This is a genomic window from Comamonas sp. GW821-FHT11H03, assembly GCF_058807955.1.
Genome location: NZ_JBXARF010000002.1, coordinates 371,303 through 389,025 on the forward strand (window position 1 = coordinate 371,303; position 17,723 = coordinate 389,025).

18 protein-coding genes are annotated in these 17,723 nt (G+C 62.5%); 12 read left to right on the forward strand and 6 right to left on the reverse strand.

Annotated features, from left to right (window positions below; genetic code table 11):
- Positions 1–63 precede the first annotated feature (63 nt).
- From AC1RTQ_RS06190 to AC1RTQ_RS06240, 11 genes are all read left to right on the forward strand, one after another.
- A complete protein-coding gene (locus AC1RTQ_RS06190; protein ID WP_302092158.1) occupies positions 64–675 on the forward strand; it encodes a hypothetical protein in 612 nt (203 codons plus the stop codon).
- Positions 672–2,240, forward strand: a complete 1,569-nt coding sequence (gene ubiB, locus AC1RTQ_RS06195; RefSeq protein ID WP_326999410.1) for a ubiquinone biosynthesis regulatory protein kinase UbiB — start codon at positions 672–674, stop codon at positions 2,238–2,240. The genes AC1RTQ_RS06190 and ubiB overlap by 4 nt, the downstream gene beginning before the upstream one ends.
- A 35-nt stretch (positions 2,241–2,275) precedes the next feature.
- On the forward strand, positions 2,276–3,727 hold the full coding sequence (locus AC1RTQ_RS06200; RefSeq protein WP_492874719.1) for a high affinity choline transporter 1: 1,452 nt from the start codon (positions 2,276–2,278) through the stop codon (positions 3,725–3,727).
- Positions 3,728–3,828: 101 nt separating this feature from the next.
- A complete protein-coding gene (locus tag AC1RTQ_RS06205) occupies positions 3,829–4,116 on the forward strand; it encodes an FmdB family zinc ribbon protein (RefSeq protein WP_302092155.1) in 288 nt (95 codons plus the stop codon).
- A 14-nt stretch (positions 4,117–4,130) separates the two neighbouring features.
- The gene (locus AC1RTQ_RS06210) at positions 4,131–4,775 is read left to right on the forward strand and encodes a DUF502 domain-containing protein (RefSeq protein WP_302092154.1); all 645 of its coding nucleotides are present in this window, start codon (positions 4,131–4,133) and stop codon (positions 4,773–4,775) included.
- An 18-nt stretch (positions 4,776–4,793) separates the two neighbouring features.
- Positions 4,794–6,599: an aspartate--tRNA ligase gene (aspS, locus tag AC1RTQ_RS06215; RefSeq protein WP_302092153.1), complete on the forward strand. Its 1,806-nt coding sequence runs from the start codon at positions 4,794–4,796 to the stop codon at positions 6,597–6,599.
- Positions 6,600–6,841: 242 nt separating this feature from the next.
- Positions 6,842–7,345, forward strand: a complete 504-nt coding sequence (gene nudB / locus AC1RTQ_RS06220) for a dihydroneopterin triphosphate diphosphatase (RefSeq protein ID WP_302092152.1) — start codon at positions 6,842–6,844, stop codon at positions 7,343–7,345.
- Positions 7,346–7,359: 14 nt separating this feature from the next.
- Complete coding sequence (locus AC1RTQ_RS06225) at positions 7,360–8,124, forward strand: endonuclease/exonuclease/phosphatase family protein (RefSeq protein ID WP_302092151.1); 765 nt, start codon at positions 7,360–7,362, stop codon at positions 8,122–8,124.
- Between the two features lie 227 nt (positions 8,125–8,351).
- Positions 8,352–9,074, forward strand: coding sequence for a GTP cyclohydrolase I (gene folE / locus AC1RTQ_RS06230; RefSeq protein ID WP_302092150.1), 723 nt, complete (start codon positions 8,352–8,354; stop codon positions 9,072–9,074).
- A gap of 195 nt (positions 9,075–9,269) precedes the next feature.
- A complete protein-coding gene (locus AC1RTQ_RS06235; protein ID WP_492874720.1) occupies positions 9,270–10,160 on the forward strand; it encodes an EamA family transporter in 891 nt (296 codons plus the stop codon).
- Positions 10,161–10,239: 79 nt separating this feature from the next.
- Complete coding sequence (locus tag AC1RTQ_RS06240; RefSeq protein WP_409813924.1) at positions 10,240–10,887, forward strand: LysE family translocator; 648 nt, start codon at positions 10,240–10,242, stop codon at positions 10,885–10,887.
- Between the two features lie 171 nt (positions 10,888–11,058).
- Here the strand turns inward: AC1RTQ_RS06240 and AC1RTQ_RS06245 are convergent, their stop codons facing one another.
- From AC1RTQ_RS06245 to AC1RTQ_RS06265, 5 genes are all read right to left on the reverse strand, one after another.
- On the reverse strand, positions 11,059–12,546 hold the full coding sequence (locus AC1RTQ_RS06245) for an ABC transporter substrate-binding protein (protein ID WP_492874721.1): 1,488 nt from the start codon (positions 12,544–12,546) through the stop codon (positions 11,059–11,061).
- 170 nt (positions 12,547–12,716) lie between these two features.
- A complete protein-coding gene (locus tag AC1RTQ_RS06250; RefSeq protein WP_492874722.1) occupies positions 12,717–13,547 on the reverse strand; it encodes an ATP-binding cassette domain-containing protein in 831 nt (276 codons plus the stop codon).
- On the reverse strand, positions 13,544–14,572 hold the full coding sequence (locus AC1RTQ_RS06255) for an ABC transporter ATP-binding protein (RefSeq protein ID WP_492874723.1): 1,029 nt from the start codon (positions 14,570–14,572) through the stop codon (positions 13,544–13,546). Before AC1RTQ_RS06255 ends, AC1RTQ_RS06250 begins: the two co-directional genes overlap by 4 nt.
- A gap of 18 nt (positions 14,573–14,590) precedes the next feature.
- Complete coding sequence (locus tag AC1RTQ_RS06260; protein ID WP_492874724.1) at positions 14,591–15,496, reverse strand: ABC transporter permease; 906 nt, start codon at positions 15,494–15,496, stop codon at positions 14,591–14,593.
- Positions 15,493–16,455: an ABC transporter permease gene (locus AC1RTQ_RS06265; RefSeq protein WP_304349959.1), complete on the reverse strand. Its 963-nt coding sequence runs from the start codon at positions 16,453–16,455 to the stop codon at positions 15,493–15,495. Before AC1RTQ_RS06265 ends, AC1RTQ_RS06260 begins: the two co-directional genes overlap by 4 nt.
- A 175-nt stretch (positions 16,456–16,630) precedes the next feature.
- Between AC1RTQ_RS06265 and AC1RTQ_RS06270 the strand changes: the two genes are divergently transcribed.
- Positions 16,631–16,891, forward strand: coding sequence for a YfhL family 4Fe-4S dicluster ferredoxin (locus AC1RTQ_RS06270; RefSeq protein WP_302092142.1), 261 nt, complete (start codon positions 16,631–16,633; stop codon positions 16,889–16,891).
- Positions 16,892–16,972: 81 nt separating this feature from the next.
- Here the strand turns inward: AC1RTQ_RS06270 and pth are convergent, their stop codons facing one another.
- Positions 16,973–17,611: an aminoacyl-tRNA hydrolase gene (gene pth / locus AC1RTQ_RS06275; protein ID WP_492874725.1), complete on the reverse strand. Its 639-nt coding sequence runs from the start codon at positions 17,609–17,611 to the stop codon at positions 16,973–16,975.
- Between the last annotated feature and the right edge of the window lie 112 nt (positions 17,612–17,723).

The window sequence follows — 17,723 nt, forward strand, 5'->3', positions numbered from 1 at the left end:
CCACTCAGGGGGAAGGCGCAAAGCTCCACAGGGGGGAATCAAATTCATGAATAATCGGGGACTATGGCAACACAGTCCCCTTTTTCTTTTCTGGGCGGTCTCGTCGAACGCGTGATGGCCGGTCCCCAAGCTCCTGAATGGCTGGTGAGTGAAATGCACCAGCGTCTGGTGCTTTTCCTCAATCATGTGCTGATGCAGGAAAAAGAGGCCACGGATCGCCTCGTGCGCCAGAAGGGGCGTATTGCGCGTGTGCAATGGCGCCAGTATTCGGTCGCCTTGCTGGTCACTCCTGCTGGCCTGTTCGACGTGGCTCCTGCCGATGCCGCGCCCGATCTGATGCTGGAAGTCACCGAGACCTCTCCTTTGTCGCTGGCCCAGACGGCCTTGCGTGGCGACAAGCCCAGCATTCGCATCGAAGGCGATGTGCAGTTCGCCGCCGAGATCAATTGGCTGGTGGATAACGTCAAGTGGGATGTGGAGGAAGATCTGGCTCGCCTGATCGGCGATGTGCCGGCCCACACCATTGGCAAGGTTGCACGCACGGCAGCACAGGGGCTGCGTCAGTTCGTCGGCGCACGCATGGGCAGCAAGTCTGCCTCTGCTGCCGATGTGGCCCATCCTGTCAGCACGGTACCCGTGGCAGCCATGCCCGGAGCCGATTACACACAGCCATGAGCCGCTTTCTGCGAGGCTGGGCCATCCTCTGGGTGGTGTTTCGTTATGGACTCGACGAGCTGGTGCTCTCCGGGATTCCGCATCCGCGCCTGCGCAGCTTGCGCGGCGTGCTGACCTTCGGGCGCAAGCTGGACAAGCCACGTGGCGTGCGCCTGCGCGAAGCGCTGGAGGAGCTCGGTCCCATCTTCGTGAAGTTCGGTCAGGTGCTGTCCACGCGCAGCGACCTGATGCCGCCCGATGTGGCCGAGGAACTGGCCAAGCTGCAGGATCGCGTGCCGCCGTTCGATTCGCAAATCGCGGTGGACACCATCGAGCGTTCCTTTCGCAAGCCGCTGGAGCAGATCTTCATCAGCTTCGAGCGTCAGCCCGTGGCCAGTGCCTCGATTGCGCAAGTGCACTTTGCCGTGATTCGCGACAAGGCGGGTGTTGAGCATGAGGTGGCCGTCAAGGTGTTGCGTCCGGGCATGAAGTCCGTGATCGACAAAGACCTGGCGCTGATGCACATGATGGCGAGCTGGCTGGAAAAGCTCTCCCGCGATGGCAAGCGCCTCAAGCCCAAGGAAGTCGTTGCCGAGTTCGACAACTATCTGCACGACGAGCTGGACCTGATCCGCGAAGCCTCCAATGCCGCGCAACTGCGCCGCAATATGGATGGGCTGGATCTGGTGCTGATCCCCGAGATCTACTGGGATTACTGCCACACCGATGTGATGGTGATGGAGCGCATGAAGGGTGTGCCCATCAGCCAGGTCGAGCGCCTGCGCGAAGCCGGCGTGGACATCCCCAAGCTGGCGCGCGATGGCGTGACCATCTTCTTCACCCAGGTGTTCCGCGACGGCTTCTTTCATGCCGACATGCACCCGGGCAACATCATGGTCAGCCTGGAGCCCGATACCTTCGGGCGCTATATCTCGCTGGACTTCGGCATCGTCGGCACGCTGACCGAGTTCGACAAGGAATATCTGGCGCAGAACTTCCTGGCCTTCTTTCGCCGCGACTACAAGCGTGTTGCCGCCTTGCATGTGGAAAGCGGCTGGGTGCCGGCCACGACGCGCGTCGAGGAGCTGGAGGCGGCCATTCGCGCCGTCTGCGAGCCTTATTTCGACCGGCCGCTGGCCGAAATCTCGCTGGGCATGGTGCTGATGCGCCTGTTCCAGACCTCGCGCCGTTTCCAGGTCGAGATTCAGCCCCAGCTGGTGCTGCTGCAAAAGACGCTGCTCAATATCGAAGGCCTGGGGCGTCAGCTCGACCCCAACCTCGATCTGTGGAGCACGGCCAAGCCGTTTCTCGAGAAATGGATGCTGGACCAGATGGGGCCGCAGCGCCTATGGCATGAGCTGCAGGCACAGGCGCCGCGCTACGCCAAGATCCTGCCCGACATTCCACGCGTGCTGCACCAGTATCTGTCCAGGCATGGCTCCGGCAACGACAGCGAGGCCCTGCTCAAAGAGCTGCTGCAGCAGCAGAAAACGACCAACCGTCTGCTGCAGGCCATCCTTTGCGGCGGCATCGGTTTCGTCATCGGGCTGGTGGTGTTGCAGGTTCTGCTGCGCATCCGCTTCTGAGCTTTCCCCTTCTTTAGAGTTCGAGGAGTGCCAGCGTGCTGCTCTCATTGGTGATCGTCTACCTGTTTGTGACCATCGGCATCGGCCTGTGGGCCGCCAGACGCGTGAAGAACACGGCGGATTTCGCCATTGCCGGCCGTCATCTGCCGCTCTACATGATCATCACCACCACCTTTGCGACCTGGTTCGGGTCCGAGCTGGTGCTGGGCGTGCCTGCCAAGTTCATCGAGGGCGGTCTGCATGCGCTGGTGGAGGATCCGTTTGGCGCGGGCATGTGCCTGATTCTGGTCGGGTGCTTTTTCGCGGCCAAGCTCTACCGCATGAACCTGCTGACCATCAGCGACTACTACCGCTCGCGCTATGGCCGGACCATCGAGGTTGTCTGCTCGCTGATCATCATGCTCAGCTATCTGGGCTGGGTCTCGGCCCAGGTCACGGCGCTGGGCCTGGTGTTCAACCTGCTCTCGGGCGGGGCCGTCAGTATTCCCATGGGCATGACGATTGGCGTGCTCTCCGTGCTGGTCTATACGCTGTTTGGCGGCATGTGGTCCGTGGCCGTGACGGATTTCGTGCAGATGATCATCTTGGTTGCAGGCCTGCTGATACTGGCCTTCTTTGCCGGTGACATGGCGGGCGGCGCGGGCAAGGTGGTCGATCTGGCCACCAGCCGGGATCTCTTCAAGTTTCTGCCAGAGCCCTCGCTGCATGAAATCGTTTTCTTCATCGGTGCTGCCGTGACCATGATGCTGGGCTCGATTCCGCAGCAGGACATCTTTCAGCGCGTGATGTCGGCAGACACCGAAAAATCGGCCGTGCGCGGCACCATCATCGGCGGTGCCTGCTATGTGATCTTTGCCTTCGTGCCCATGTTCCTGGTGGCCAGTGCGCTGATCATCATGCCCGCCGAAGCCACGGCTTTGCTGGCCGATGATCCGCAGAAGGTGCTGCCCACCCTGGTGATGGACAAGATGCCGTTTGCCATGCAGGTGCTGTTCTTCGGTGCGCTGCTCTCGGCCATCAAGTCCTGTGCGTCGGCCACCTTGCTGGCCCCCAGCGTGACCTTTACCGAGAACATCTGGCGTCAGTTCCGCCCCTACACCTCGGACAAGGACAATCTCAGGACCATGCGCATCAGCGTGCTGGTGTTCGCGGCCTGCGTGCTGGGCTATTCGATCGTCATGCAAGGCACGCCCATCTATGAGCTGGTCGCCAGTGCCTATCAGGTGCCGCTGGTGGGGGCCTTCGTGCCGCTGGTGTTCGGCCTGTACTGGAAGAGGGCCACTACCCAGGGCGCCATCAGCGCCGTGGCGCTGGGCATCGGTGTGTGGCTCATCTTCATGGTCACGCCCGCGCTCAACCAGGCTTTTCCACAGCAGCTGGCTGGTCTTTTGGCTGCGGTTACCGGCATGCTGGCAGGTTCGCTGCTGCCGCAGTGGATCAGCAACCACCACCGTGAAATCGAGTCCTTGGCCGAGATCAAGGCCTGAGAGAGCAAACCGGCTGCAGCGGGGCTTGCTTGCGCAGCGCAGCAAAACCGGGGGCGGCGCCTATAATTGAGAGTTTTTGCACTTCCCCCGTTTTTAGCGCTATGCCTATCTATGCATACAAGTGTGGCTCCTGCGGTCACGCCAAGGATGTGCTGCAGAAAATCTCGGACGCGCCGCTGACCGTGTGCCCAGCCTGCGGGGCCGAGGCCTTTTCTAAGCAGCTTACCGCTCCGGGCTTTCAGCTCAAGGGTTCTGGCTGGTATGCCACGGACTTCAAGAACAGCGGCAGCAAGCCGGCTGCAAGCACTTCTTCATCCAGTGACAGTGCCGCAGCCCCTGCACCCGCAGCAGCTGCCGCTCCTGCACCCCCTGCACCCGCCAATTCCTGAGGCTTGTCCACACTATGTCTGCATTGCGCAAGTGGCTGATTGCCGGTTTGCTGGTCATCGTTCCCCTGGTGATCACGCTGGGCGTGCTCAACTGGATCATCGGGACGCTGGATCAGACGCTGGCCATTCTTCCCGAGGCCTGGCAGCCCGACAGATTGCTGGGCATGCATATTCCGGGCTTTGGCGTTATTCTGACCTTGCTGATTTTGCTGCTCGTGGGCGGCATTGCCAGCAATTTCATCGGCCGCAAGCTGGTGGGCTGGGGTGATGCGCTGGTGCGCCGCATTCCCGTGGTGCGTTCCATCTATTCCAGCGTCAAGCAGGTCTCGGACACCGTGTTCTCCGACAGCGGCAACGCTTTTCGCACGGCGGTGCTGGTGCAGTGGCCGCGCGAGGGCGTATGGACCGTGGCCTTCGTCACCGGCCAGCCCAGCGGCGAAGTGGCGGCCTTGCTGCGCGATGAATATGTGAGCGTCTTCGTGCCCACCACGCCCAACCCCACCGGGGGTTACTTCGTGCTGGTGCGCAAGAGCGAATGCATCGAGCTGGAAATGAGTGTGGATACGGCGCTCAAATACATTGTTTCGATGGGCGTGGTGGCTCCGCCAGACCTCTCCCTGATCGAAGACTCCAAACAAACAACCTTGTCGCACCCCTAAGGTGCAGGAAGAATTTTCATGGCAATGCGTTCTCAATACTGCGGTCTGGTGACCGAAGCCCAAATGGGCGAAACCGTGACCCTGTGCGGCTGGGTGAACCGCCGCCGTGACCATGGTGGTGTGATCTTCATCGACCTGCGCGACCGCGAAGGCTATGTGCAGGTGGTCTGCGATCCCGACCGCGCCGAGATGTTCAAGGTGGCCGAAGACGTGCGCAACGAGTTCTGCGTGCAGGTCAAGGGTGTGGTGCGTGCGCGTCCCGCCGGCACCACCAACGACAAGCTCAAGAGCGGCCAGATCGAAGTGCTGTGCCATGAGCTCAACGTGCTCAACGCTTCCGTCACGCCTCCTTTCCAGCTGGACGACGACAACCTGTCGGAAACCGTGCGCCTCACGAATCGCGTGATGGATCTGCGTCGTCCCGTGATGCAGCGCAACATGATGCTGCGTTACAAGACCGCCATCCAGGTGCGCAACTTCCTCGACAAGGAAGGCTTCATCGACATCGAGACCCCCATGCTGGGCAAGTCCACGCCCGAAGGCGCCCGTGACTACCTGGTGCCCTCGCGTGTGCATGACGGTGAATTCTTCGCTCTGCCCCAGTCGCCTCAGCTGTACAAGCAGATGCTGATGGTCTCGGGTTTCGACCGCTACTACCAGATCACCAAGTGCTTCCGCGACGAAGACCTGCGCGCTGACCGTCAGCCCGAATTCACGCAGATCGACTGCGAAACCTCCTTCCTGAACGAAGAGGAAATCCGCGCCATCTTCCAGCGCATGATCAAGGAAGTGTTCCAGACCCAGCTGAACGTGGATCTGGGCGATTTCCCCATCATGAGCTACCAGGACGCGGCCTTCCGCTTCGGCTCGGACAAGCCCGACCTGCGCGTCAAGCTCGAATTCACCGAGCTGACCGACATCATGGGCGATGTGGACTTCAAGGTCTTCTCCACCCCCGCCACCACCAAGGGCGGCCGTGTCGTGGCCCTGCGCGTTCCCGGCGGTGCAGCCATCTCGCGCGGCGAGATCGACGGCTACACCGAGTTCGTCAAGATCTACGGTGCCAAGGGTCTGGCCTGGATCAAGGTCAACGAAGTGGCCCAGGGTCGCGAAGGCCTGCAGTCGCCCATCGTCAAGAACCTGCATGATGCAGCGATTGCCGAAATCCTCAAGCGCACCGGCGCGCAGGATGGCGACCTCATCTTCTTCGGTGCTGACAAGGAAAAGATCGTCAACGACTCCATCGGTGCCCTGCGCCTGAAGGTCGGTCACAGCGAATTCGGCAAGAAGAGCGGCCTGTTCGAAGACAAGTGGGCACCGCTGTGGGTGGTGGACTTCCCCATGTTCGAGCATGACGAGGAATCCGGCCGCTGGGTGGCCGTGCACCACCCCTTCACCTCGCCCAAGGACGGTCACGAAGACCTGATGGACACCGACCCCGGCAAGTGCATTGCCAAGGCCTACGACATGGTCCTGAACGGCTGGGAGCTGGGCGGCGGCTCGGTGCGTATCCACCGCGCCGACGTGCAGGCCAAGGTATTCGCTGCCTTGAACATCAGCCCGGAAGACCAGCGGGCCAAGTTCGGCTACCTGCTGGACGCGCTGCAGTACGGCGCACCTCCCCACGGCGGCCTGGCCTTCGGCCTGGATCGTCTGATCACGCTGATGACCGGCTCCGACTCCATCCGCGACGTGATTGCCTTCCCCAAGACACAGCGCGCCCAGGATCTGCTGACCCAGGCTCCCTCGCCCGTGGACGAGAAGCAACTGCGCGAGCTGCACATCAAGCTGCGCAACCCCATGGTGGTCACCACCGAGGCTTGATTGCCAAGCTCCCCGTGAACAGCGCCGGTCGCTGTTCACACCGGGCGCCAGTTCGCGACAGCGGCTGGCGCTTTTTTGTTGCTTTGAAATCAGGAGCTGCTTGCGCCCGTCAATCTTGAAATGCAGATGCTTTTCAATCTGAATTTAAGGAATAGCAAGCGGTTACAGCTATAAATATTGATGGCTATCAAGCAGCAGGGCGACTCAGCCTGCTGTCATCCTGGCCGCGCTAATATGGTGCGATGCAAGTCAGGCCCTACAAGATTCCGCAGTCCGTGCTGGTCGTGATCTACCGTGAAGACGGGCAGGTGTTGCTGCTGCGCCGCAGCATTGCCGCGCCAGAGGGCGAGCCATTCTGGCAATCCGTCACGGGCAGCAAGGACAGCCTGGACGAGGACTGGCATGAAACCGCCGTGCGCGAGGTGCTGGAGGAAACCGGCATCGACGCGCTGGCGCCCGACTGCTGCCTGAGCGACTGGGAACTCGAGAACGTCTACGCCATCTATCCACAGTGGCTGCATCGTTACGCGCCGGGCGTCAGCCATAACCAGGAGCGTGTCTTCGGCCTTCGTGTGCCACTTCACATGACCGTGCACTTGAATCCCAGGGAGCACACCGCACATGATTGGCATGATTGGCGTGAGGCAGCCCAGCGCTGCTTTTCTTCTTCCAACGCAGAAGCCATTTTGCTGTTGCCGCGCTTCGAGCCGGCGCTGATCGAGCGCCGCTGCCGGCAACAGCCTTGAAACCATCAGTGCCTATGTCTGAAGTTCAGTTGTTTACGCCGCCAGAGCCGCAGATCCTGCGCGTGGCCACCTACAACATTCACAAGGGTGTGCAGGGCCTGGGCCCTGCCAGGCGGCTGGAGATTCACAATCTGGGACTCGCGGTGGAGCAGCTTGATGCGGACATCGTCTGCCTGCAGGAAGTGCGCAAGATGAACCGCAAGGAGGAGCAGTATTTCGACCGCTGGCCCAATGTGCCGCAGGCCGAGTACCTGGCTCCCGAAGGCTATGAGTCCGTCTATCTGACCAATGCCTACACCCGGGACGGCGAGCATGGCAATGCGCTGCTCAGCCGCTGGCCCGTGATCGGCTACCAGCACGAGGACATCTCGGACCATCGCTTCGAGCAGCGCGGCCTGCTGCATGTGGAGCTGGACATCCACGGCCGGCGCGTGCACTCCATCGTCGTGCACCTGGGCCTGATTCCGGGCAGCCGCATCCGCCAGATTGCACTGCTGCAGCGCTTCATCGAGCGCGAGGTGCCGCCCAATGCGCCGCTGGTGGTGGCGGGCGACTTCAACGACTGGGGCAACCAGATCAAGCGCATGCTGGCGGGCTTTGGCCTGTTCGAGTACGAGGAAACGCAGGGCATTCTGACCTATCCCTCGCGGCTGCCGATTGCGCAGCTCGACCATATCTATGTGCGCGGCCTGACCCCGCTGGGGCTGCAGGTGCCCAAGGGGCGTATCTGGTGGCGCATGTCGGATCATCTGCCGCTGATCGCAGAGTTCAAGCTGTAGCGCCCTGAGCCGCTTTGCCCGGGCGGCCCCGCGCCTTTGCCTCTCTCGCGGCTCTTGAAGGCGCGACAGCCTCGCCGCGCGGCGGCGCTTGCTCGCTGTCTCTGCTCGGGTGCATGCCTATTTTGAGATTGCTCCTGAAACCATAGCTTCCAAAGCCTTGTAAACGTGCATCTGGACGGCAAATCCTTTGTGGCTTCGGGAAGTTGATTCACTGGTACCATTCTTGAATGTTCAGAGATCTCGCCGACATGAAAAAAGACCACTCAGCCGAAGGAACACCCGTTTCGGTCAAGATCCGCGAGCGGTTGCAGGCAGCTAACAAACGTTTTCACGCCAACGACAACATTGCCGAATTCATTGAGCCCGGCGAGCTGGAGAAGCTGCTGGACGAGGTGCAGGAGAAGATGCAGGGCGTGCTCGACTCCATGGTCATCGACACCGTGCATGACCACAACACGCGCGCCACGGCCCGCCGTGTGGCCAAGATGTATGTGAACGAAGTGTTCCGTGGCCGTTATGTGCATCAGCCGGCCATCACCGAATTTCCCAACGCCGAGCATCTGAACGAGCTGATGATCGTCGGCCCGATCACCGTGCGCAGCGCCTGCAGCCACCACCTGTGTCCCGTGATCGGCAAGATCTGGGTCGGCGTGCTGCCCAACAAGAACACCAATGTCATCGGTCTGTCCAAGTACGCGCGTCTGGTGGACTGGATCATGGGTCGCCCGCAGATCCAGGAAGAGGCCATCATCCAGCTGGCCGACCTGATCATGGACAAGACCCGACCCGACGGGCTGGCCGTGGTCATGGAAGCCTCGCATTTCTGCATGTCCTGGCGCGGCGTGCGCGAGATGGATTCCAAAATGCTGAACTCCGTCATGCGCGGCGCATTCCTCACCAACTCCGAACTGCGCCGCGAATTCCTCTCGCTCATAGCGGCTCGAAAGTAAATGATCCCCCCTGAGTCGCTGCGCGCCTTCCCCCAAGGGGGACGATGCCCTCGCTGCGAGGCGGCTCTTGCTCGGCATCCCTCTGACGGCTGGCGCCAGTTTCATGAGGTGTCGGTCATACTCGGCCAGATGAGCAACTGAACTTTTCTTTTCAAAAGGCTGCGCGTCGCGCGGCCTTTTGCATTTCCGGCTCCTATGTCCCTGCAAGCGTTCACTCTCATCATCCTGGCCGGCCTGATCCATTCGGGCTGGAACATCGTGGCCAAGAAGGCGGGTGGAGACGCCCGCTTCTCGCTCTACACCGCCATCTGCAACGCCATCATCTGGCTGCCGCTGGGCTGGTGGCTGGGCAAGGATGTGGTGCCGCTCTGGGGCTGGATGGAGTGGGCGTTCGTCACCGCCAGCGCCGTGCTGCATGTGGCTTATTTCGTGGTGCTGCTGCGCGGCTATCGCGTGGCCGACCTGACGGTGGTCTATCCGCTGGCGCGCGGCAGCGGGCCGTTGATCTCATCGCTGGTGGCGGTGATGTTCTTGGGGGAGCAGATCTCCACGCTGGGGGCTGCCGGCATTGCGGGCGTAGTGCTGGGCGTGTTCCTGATTGCGGGCGGCCCGCGGATGATCATCACCATCCGCGAAGGGCAGAACGCCGAGGCGCGCCAGCGTGTGCTCGCGGGTCTCTACTATGGCCTGCTGACGGGCATGTTCATTGCCAGCTATACGGTGGTGGACAGCTATGCCGTCAAGGTGCTGCTGATGTCGCCAATTCTGGTGGACTATGTGGGCAACCTGATCCGCCTGGTGATTCTGGCCCCGCTGGCCGTCAAGGATTGGTCCGAGACCAAGCGCCTGTGGCGTCTGCAATGGCGCCATGCGGCCTTGGTGGCCTTCTTCAGCCCGATTGCCTATGTGCTGGTGCTCTATGCGGTGCAAAGCGCACCCATCTCTCACGTCGCTCCTGCGCGCGAGGTGTCCATGCTGTTCGCGGCCCTGATCGGCGGCAGGCTGCTGGGCGAGGGCGACCGCGCCCTGCGCATTGCAGGGGCCGTCATGATTGCCCTGGGCGTGACGGCGCTGGGCCTGGGTTGAAGCGGGCGGCCGGCCCAGGCGGGCCTGCAGGCTTTGCCGTTGAATCGCACGCTGCCATTTTTTTTGAAGAGAGCTGACAATGCCGACTTGGGAAGTCCTGATCACATTCTTTGGCGTGGCCCTGCTGCTGGGCCTGAGCCCCGGCCCCGACAATCTGTTTGTACTGGTGCAATCGGCCCAGCGCGGCTGGCGCGTGGGGCTGTGCGTCGTGCTGGGCCTGTGTCTGGGCATTGTCGGGCATACGGCCGCCGTGGCGCTGGGGCTGGCGGCCGTGGTGGCGACATCGCCCATGCTGTTCACGGCGCTCAAGCTCTGCGGCGCCGCCTATCTGGTCTATCTGGCCTGGGGCGCATGGCATGCGCCCGTCAGCGTGGAAGAAAGTGCCAGGGCGCAGGAGCAGCGCGATGTGTTGACTCTGCGCTCCGCCATGGGCTGGGTGGGCAAAGGCGTGGTCATGAACCTGAGCAACCCCAAGGTGCTGATTTTCTTTCTGGCCTTTTTGCCCCAGTTCACCGACCCTGCTCGCGGCAGCGTGCCAGTGCAGATCATGGTGCTGGGCAGCGTCTTCATGGCGGCAGCCTGGCTGGTCTTTGGCTCTATTGCCTGTTTCTCTGGGCTCTTTGGCCAGATCCTGCAGCGCTCCGCCCGCGCCCAGCGCTGGCTTAACCGCATCGCTGCCACCGTCTTCGGTGCGCTCGCACTTCGTCTTGTGATGGTGCAGCGCTAGAGGCAAACACTCTTCACACTGGCGCGCCCCAGCAAAGGCAGCGAGCAAGGCCTGGGCGGCCCCAACCGCCCCGCAGCGAGGCTGCTGCCGACCCCCCTCCCATGGTGCGCAGCACTTAGAGACAGGGGGCGCACGGCTGGGGGAAGGCGCGTAGCGCCTCAGGGGGATGCTCTAGCCCCAGGATAGGGCAGACAAGTCATTGACAAACACCGGCATGTCCTTCCACAGCCCGCGCAGCCTCTGGTTCGCCACGGTCACCCACTGCGGGGTGTAGAGAAAGCCGTGTACCGAATCATGCGCCAGCAGGCGCTGTGCATCGCCAAGCAGGCGTGCGCGGTCGGCGGGGCGCGGTGTGTGCTTGATCTTGTCGAAAAGTTCGTTGAATTCCTGGGACTGGTAGCCCCAGTAGTAATCGGGCTTGGCAAAGTTGCCCAGATCAAACGGCTCCACATGCGAAATGATGGTCAGGTCGTAGTTCTTGTTGGTGTAGGTGCCCGACAGCCACTGTGCCCATTCCACATTCTGCAGCTTGAGCTGGATACCGATCTTGGCCAGCTGGGCTGCAATCAGCTCACCGCCTTGGCGCGCATAGGGCGCTGGCGGCAGCGTCATGGTCAGCGTCAGCGGGGTCTTGACGCCTGCTTCAGCCATCAGGGCCTTGGCTTTTTCCAGGTCAAAGGGGTTGATGCCCGTGGTGTCCACATAGCCAAAGGCGGTGGGCACATAGTAGCTGCCGATGGGCACGCCATAGCCATCGGCGGCACCGGCAATCACGGCCTTGCGATCGATGGCGGCGGCAATGGCACGGCGCACGCGAATATCGCTGAGCGGCTTTCGCGCATTGTTGATGGCCAGAATGGTCTTGGCGCGAGAGTTGCTCACCACCACCTGAAAGCGGGCATTGGCTTTGAACTGAGGCACGCTGCGCGGCGAGACGCGCGGGAAGGCATCGACATCGCCGGCCAGCAGGGCTGCCACTTGTGCCGCAGGGTCGGGAATGAAGCGGAACACGGCACGCTTGATGCGAATGCTCTGTGCCGAGCGATATTCGGGCCAGGCAGTCAGCGTGACCGAGGCACCCTTGGCCCAGGCCGCAAGCTTGTAGGGGCCGGTGCCCACGGGCTTGCTGGCGTTGGTGGTAGCGCTCTTGGGCTCCACGATGATGGAAGTGGCCTGACCCATCATGAACAGAAAGTCGGGATCGATCTCCTGGTTGGTCAGCACCACCGTGTGCTCGTCGGCAACCTTGGTGCTCAGATTGGCAAAGGTGCGCTTGTCCTTGTTGGTGCTTTTGTCGGCGGCTGCGCGGTCGAACGAGAACTTGACGGCGGCAGCGTTGAAGGGCTCGCCGTTGTGGAACTTCACATCCTTGCGCAGGCGAAAGGTGTAGGTCTTGAGATCGGACGAGACTTCCCAGCTTTCGGCCAGCAGAGGCGAGACGCTGCCGTCGGAGTTGATCTTGGTCAGCGTCTCAAACACGTTGTAGAGCACGACTTCGGCAATCGAGGAGGCAGCCCCGGCCGTGGGGTCCAGTCCTGGTGGCTCCAGCGTCATGGCCAGCGTGACGCTGTCTTTCTTGGCCTGGGCCATGGCAGGCCAGGCAGCGAACAAGGGCAAGCTGGCAGCCGAGCTGGCCAGCAAGGAGCGGCGATTGAGCATCAACAAAGTCTCCGATGGGGGGCTGGCCGCGTGGGGCCATCAAAAGCGCTGCAAGTCATCGCGGGGAGCGGACTTGTTTCATATGCGTTTTTACACCAGTCGGGGCAGGCTTTGCTGTGGTCGACAGCATATCGCTGCTGCGAGTGTGAACAACTGTTTGCCGGACCGGTTCAGATGACTCGCGGTGCGGCCTTGACCAAGGCCTGGGTATAGGGGTGCTCGGGGGCAGAGAACAGCTTGCGCGGTGTGCCGCGCTCCACCACTTCACCCTGATGGAGCACGATGACCTGATCGCAGACATGCTGGACCACGGCCAGGTCATGACTGATGAACAGATAGGACAGGCCCAGCTCGCGTTGCAAGTCCTGCATGAGATTGAGCACCTGGGCCTGCACCGAGACGTCGAGCGCGCTGACCGGCTCGTCGGCCACGATCAGGCGGGGGCGGGTAATCAGAGCGCGGGCAATGGCAATGCGCTGGCGTTGGCCGCCAGAGAACTCGTGCGGATATTTGTCGGCGTCCTGTACGCGCAGACCCACCTGGTCAAGCACGCTCATCACCTGCTGGCGTCTGACAGGGCGAGTGAGCTTTTCATGAGTCGTTCCCAAAGGCTCGCTGACGATGGCTTCCACTGTCATGCGTGGGTCCAGCGATCCATAGGGGTCCTGAAACACCATCTGGAAGTCGCGCCGCGCGGCGCGCAGTTCCTGTTCGCAGAGGCGGTGCAGATTGCGGCCCAGCAGTTCCACCCTGCCTTCGCTGGGACGGTCCAGCGCCATGACCAGGCGCGCCAGTGTGGACTTGCCGGAACCCGATTCGCCGACCACGCCCAGGCTCTGTCCCGCTGGCAATTCAAAGCTCACGCCGCGCAGTGCCTGCAGCGGCTCGGGCTTGTGCCACAGCGATGTGCGAGGGCGTGAATAGGCGCGTTTCAGGCCGCTAACCCTCAGCAAGACTGCGCCGCTGGTTCCTGTTTCAGAAGTTTCGGCCGGCTTGATCATGTCTTGGCTCCTGCCGTCAGCACCTGTTCATACAGGCAGCGTGCCATATGGGGCTTGCGCCAGGAAGCCAGAGAGGCCGGTGCCGCCACGCTGGGCTGGTGCAGCGTGCGAGGCTGGGGGCGCTGCACATAGCAGTCGTCCTGGGTGTGGGCGCAGCGGCCCGCAAACGGGCAGCCTGCGGGCAGGTCCACGAGCTCTGGCACGGCTCCGGCAATGGTGGGCAGATGGGCTGTACCTTCTGTGGCGTGCAGTTGCGGGCGTGCAGCAAACAGGCGGCGCGTATAGGGGTGGGCGCGCCTGGCGAACACTGCTTCCGTCATGCCGGACTCGACCACGGTGCCGCCATACATGACCAGCAGCTGCTCTGCATTCTGGGCAATCACGCCCAGATCATGGCTGATGAGAACCAGCGCCATGGAATGCTCGGCCACCAGCTCCTGCAGCAGATCCAGAATGCGCTGCTGAACCGTCACATCCAGAGCGGTGGTGGGCTCGTCGGCCACCAGCAGATCGGGACCGCAGGCCAGTGCCATGGCAATCATGATGCGCTGGCGCTGGCCGCCGGAGAACTGGTGCGGATATTCATCGAGCCGCTGTGCGGCCTGCGCAATGCCCACCCGCTCCAGCAGCTCGGTGGCGCGGGCGCGGGCCTGGGCGCGGCTCATTCCCTGGTGAAGCCGCAGCGGCTCTGCGACCTGGCGGCTGATGCTGTGCACGGGGTTGAGGGCGCTCATGGGCTCCTGAAACACCATGGCCATGCGGTTGCCGCGCAGGGCGCAGAGCTGGCGCTCGCTCAGGCCCAGCAGCTCCTGGCCGTCCAGCTGGATGCTGCCGTCCACTTGCGCGTGCTCGGGCAGCAGGCCCATCAGCGCCAATGCCGTCAGCGATTTGCCGCAGCCCGATTCGCCGATCAGGCCCAGTGTGGCACCGCGCTCCAGCGTGAAGCTCACATCGCGCACGGCTTGGGCCCGGCCGCGATGGGTCTGCAAATTGATGGTGAGGCTGGAGACTTCAAGCAAAGCCATGGTCGGTATCCCTACGCATTAGCGCTCGCGTGTCAGTCGGGGGTCCAGCAGGTCGCGCAGACCGTCGCCCAGCAGGTTCAGACCCAGCACCGACAAGGCGATTGCCAGGCCGGGCCAGACGGCCAGCAGCGGCGCCTGGAACATCAGGGTCTGGGCTTCGCTGAGCATGCGCCCCCAGGATGGCTGGGGCGGCTGCGTGCCCAGCCCCAGATAGGATAGGGCGGCCTCGGCCAGAATGGCCAGCGCAAACTGAATGGTGGCCTGCACGACCAGCACGGCAGCAATATTGGGCAGCACATGCTGCACCGTGATGGCACTGCGGCTTTTGCCGCAGGCGCGCGCGGCCAGCACGTAGTCGCGGGCCCAGATGGCATTGGCCGAGGCGCGGGTGATGCGCGCAAAGGTGGGGATGTTGAAGATGCCGATGGCAATGATGGCATTGACCATGCCGGCTCCGAACACGGCTGTGAGCATGATGGCCGAGAGCAGGGCTGGAAAGGCAAAGGTGAAGTCCGCCAGCCGCATGATGATTTCTTCCACCCAGCCGCGGCGTGCGGCGGCGATCAGGCCCAGCAGCACGCCCAGCGCCAGTCCTATGCCCACGGCAATCAGGCCCACGGCAATCGAGGCGCGCGCACCGACCAGAATCTGCGAGGCCGTGTCACGCCCGAAGGCGTCGGTGCCCAGCCAGTGCCGGCTGCTGCTGGCCTGCAGGGCGGCGTCCATGTCCACTTCATAGGCCGAGCCCGGCGTCCAGACAAAAGACAGCAGTGCGGCGGCAATCAGCAAGGTCGTGAGCAGGGCGCCGAGCACAAAGCTGCGGTGCTGCAGGGCGCGTCGGCCAAAGCCCTGGGGCTGTGCACGCGTGAAGGCGCGTGTCGGGTAGTGGGCCGCGCTGGCGCGCGTATCGGTCTGCCTGCTCATATGTCGCCGGCCTTGATGCGGGGGTCGATGGCGGCATAAAGCACGTCGACGACAAAATTCACCACCACCACCATGGCGGCCAGCAGCAGCACGCAGTTGCGCACCACGATCACATCGCGGTTGGAGATGGATTGAAAGATCAGCCGGCCCAGGCCCGGCAGATAGAACACGTTCTCCACCACGATGGTGCCTGCCAGCAGGTTGGCGAACTGCAGTCCCATGACGGTGATGACGGGAATCATGGCGTTGCGCAGCACATGACGCCAGAGCGCCGCACTGCGTGACAGCCCCTTGGCGCGGGCGGTGCGTACAAAGTCCTCGCGCAGCACCTCCAGCACCGCAGAGCGGGTGATGCGCGCCAGGATGGCGGCCTGCACCACGGCCAGCGCAACAGCAGGCAGCAGCAATGCCTGCAGCGCAGGCCAGAAGCCGCCGCCGGCCTCCTCGCTCCAGCCCGGAAAGCCGCCTGCCGAGAACCATTGCAGCTTCACCGAGAACAGCAGGATCAAAAGAATCGCAAACCAGAAGTTGGGGATGGCAATGCCGATCTGGGCCAGGCCCATGAGGCCCACATCGCCCCAGCGCTTGTGGTTGGCGGCCGCAAAGACGCCCGCAGCAATGGCCAGCACGGCGGTGATGCACATGGCCATGATGGCCAGCGGCACGGTGACCGCAAGGCGTTCCCAGACCAGCTCGGCCACGGGCGAGCCATAGACGTAGCTGTCGCCCATGTCGCCGTGCAGCAGGCCGGCTATCCACTGCCAGTAGCGCGTCAGCGCGGGCTGGTCCAGGCCCAGTTGCTGCGCCATGGCTGCCACGGCCTCAGGCTCGGCATCGGGGCCCATGAGCATCTGGGCTGCATCGCCGGGAAGGACTTCCAGCACGGCAAAAACCACGATGGAGGCACCGATCAATGTGGCGATCAGCGTGAGCAGGCGTTTGAGCAAGAAGATGCTCATGGCGTGGGGCGTTGTTTCATCGTGAAGTGGGCTCAGACGCAGGGTTTGCGTGCTGCGCAGCATAGCGGCAATTGTGCCGCGTCCGAGAGGGGGGTGCTTTGTCCCGGGCGCTGCCATGTCTTGGGGAGCTTGGGATAATGTGGGCCGATACCGAGAACTGCACAGGAGCTGGCACATGGCATTGATGATTACCGATGAATGCATCAACTGCGATGTGTGCGAGCCCGAGTGCCCCAACGATGCCATCTATATGGGTGAGGATTTCTACGAAATCGATCCGCACAAGTGCACCGAGTGCGTGGGCCATTTTGACGAGCCCCAGTGCGTGCAGATCTGCCCTGTGGCCTGCATACCGGTGAACCCCGAGTACATTGAAAGCCGTGAGGTGCTGTTCAAGAAATATGAGCAGCTTACGCAGGCCAAGAAAGAAAGTTAAGGCTTTTTGAGTCTGAATTCGTTGTATATCAAGCGCTAATAGCTCCTTATTCAGGAGCTATTTTTTCATTCTGCCTTGGGTTCAGGCCTCGCCAGCAGCGGGCTGGGCGGCATCGGGCGCAGGCTTGCGGGGGGGCTTGGGGCGTGGTGCCTTGGTGGTGTGGATGGCCAGAGTGGCCTTGTCCATCTGGCCGGCCACCATATCGGGCCAGGCCTTGAGCGAATGTGCGATGGCGTCTTCGATCAGCTTGAGCTGGTCGGGGGCCGGCTTTTTGAGCACCCAGCTGGCGACCTCGCCCTTGTGGCCGGGGTGGCCGATGCCCACGCGCAGACGCCAGTAACTGGGCGAACCCAGCTGGGCATGGATGTCGCGCAAGCCGTTGTGGCCGCCATGGCTGCCGCCGAGCTTGAGCTTGACCACGCCGGGCTCGAAGTCCAGCTCGTCATGCACGACCAGGATTTCCTCGGGCTGGATCTTGAAGAAGCGCGCCAGTGCGCCGACCGACTTGCCCGAGAGATTCATGAAGGTCTGCGGCTCCAGCAGCCAGACGTTCTGGCCGTGGATGCTGGTGCGGGCCATCAGTCCCCAGTAGCTGCGTTCGGGAACCAGACTGACCTTGAGTTCGCGCGCCAGCGCATCGATCCACCAGAAGCCGGCATTGTGCCGGGTGTCTTCATATTCAGGGCCAGGGTTGCCGAGGCCGACAAACAGTTTGATCATTGCTCGATTATCTTCTTGCCAGCAAAGCTGGGCGGACAGGGGCTGTTCTGCATGGGCCAAAGAAAAAGCCCACCGAGGTGGGCCTTTTCTTGGAGTACAGCGGCAGCCGCCG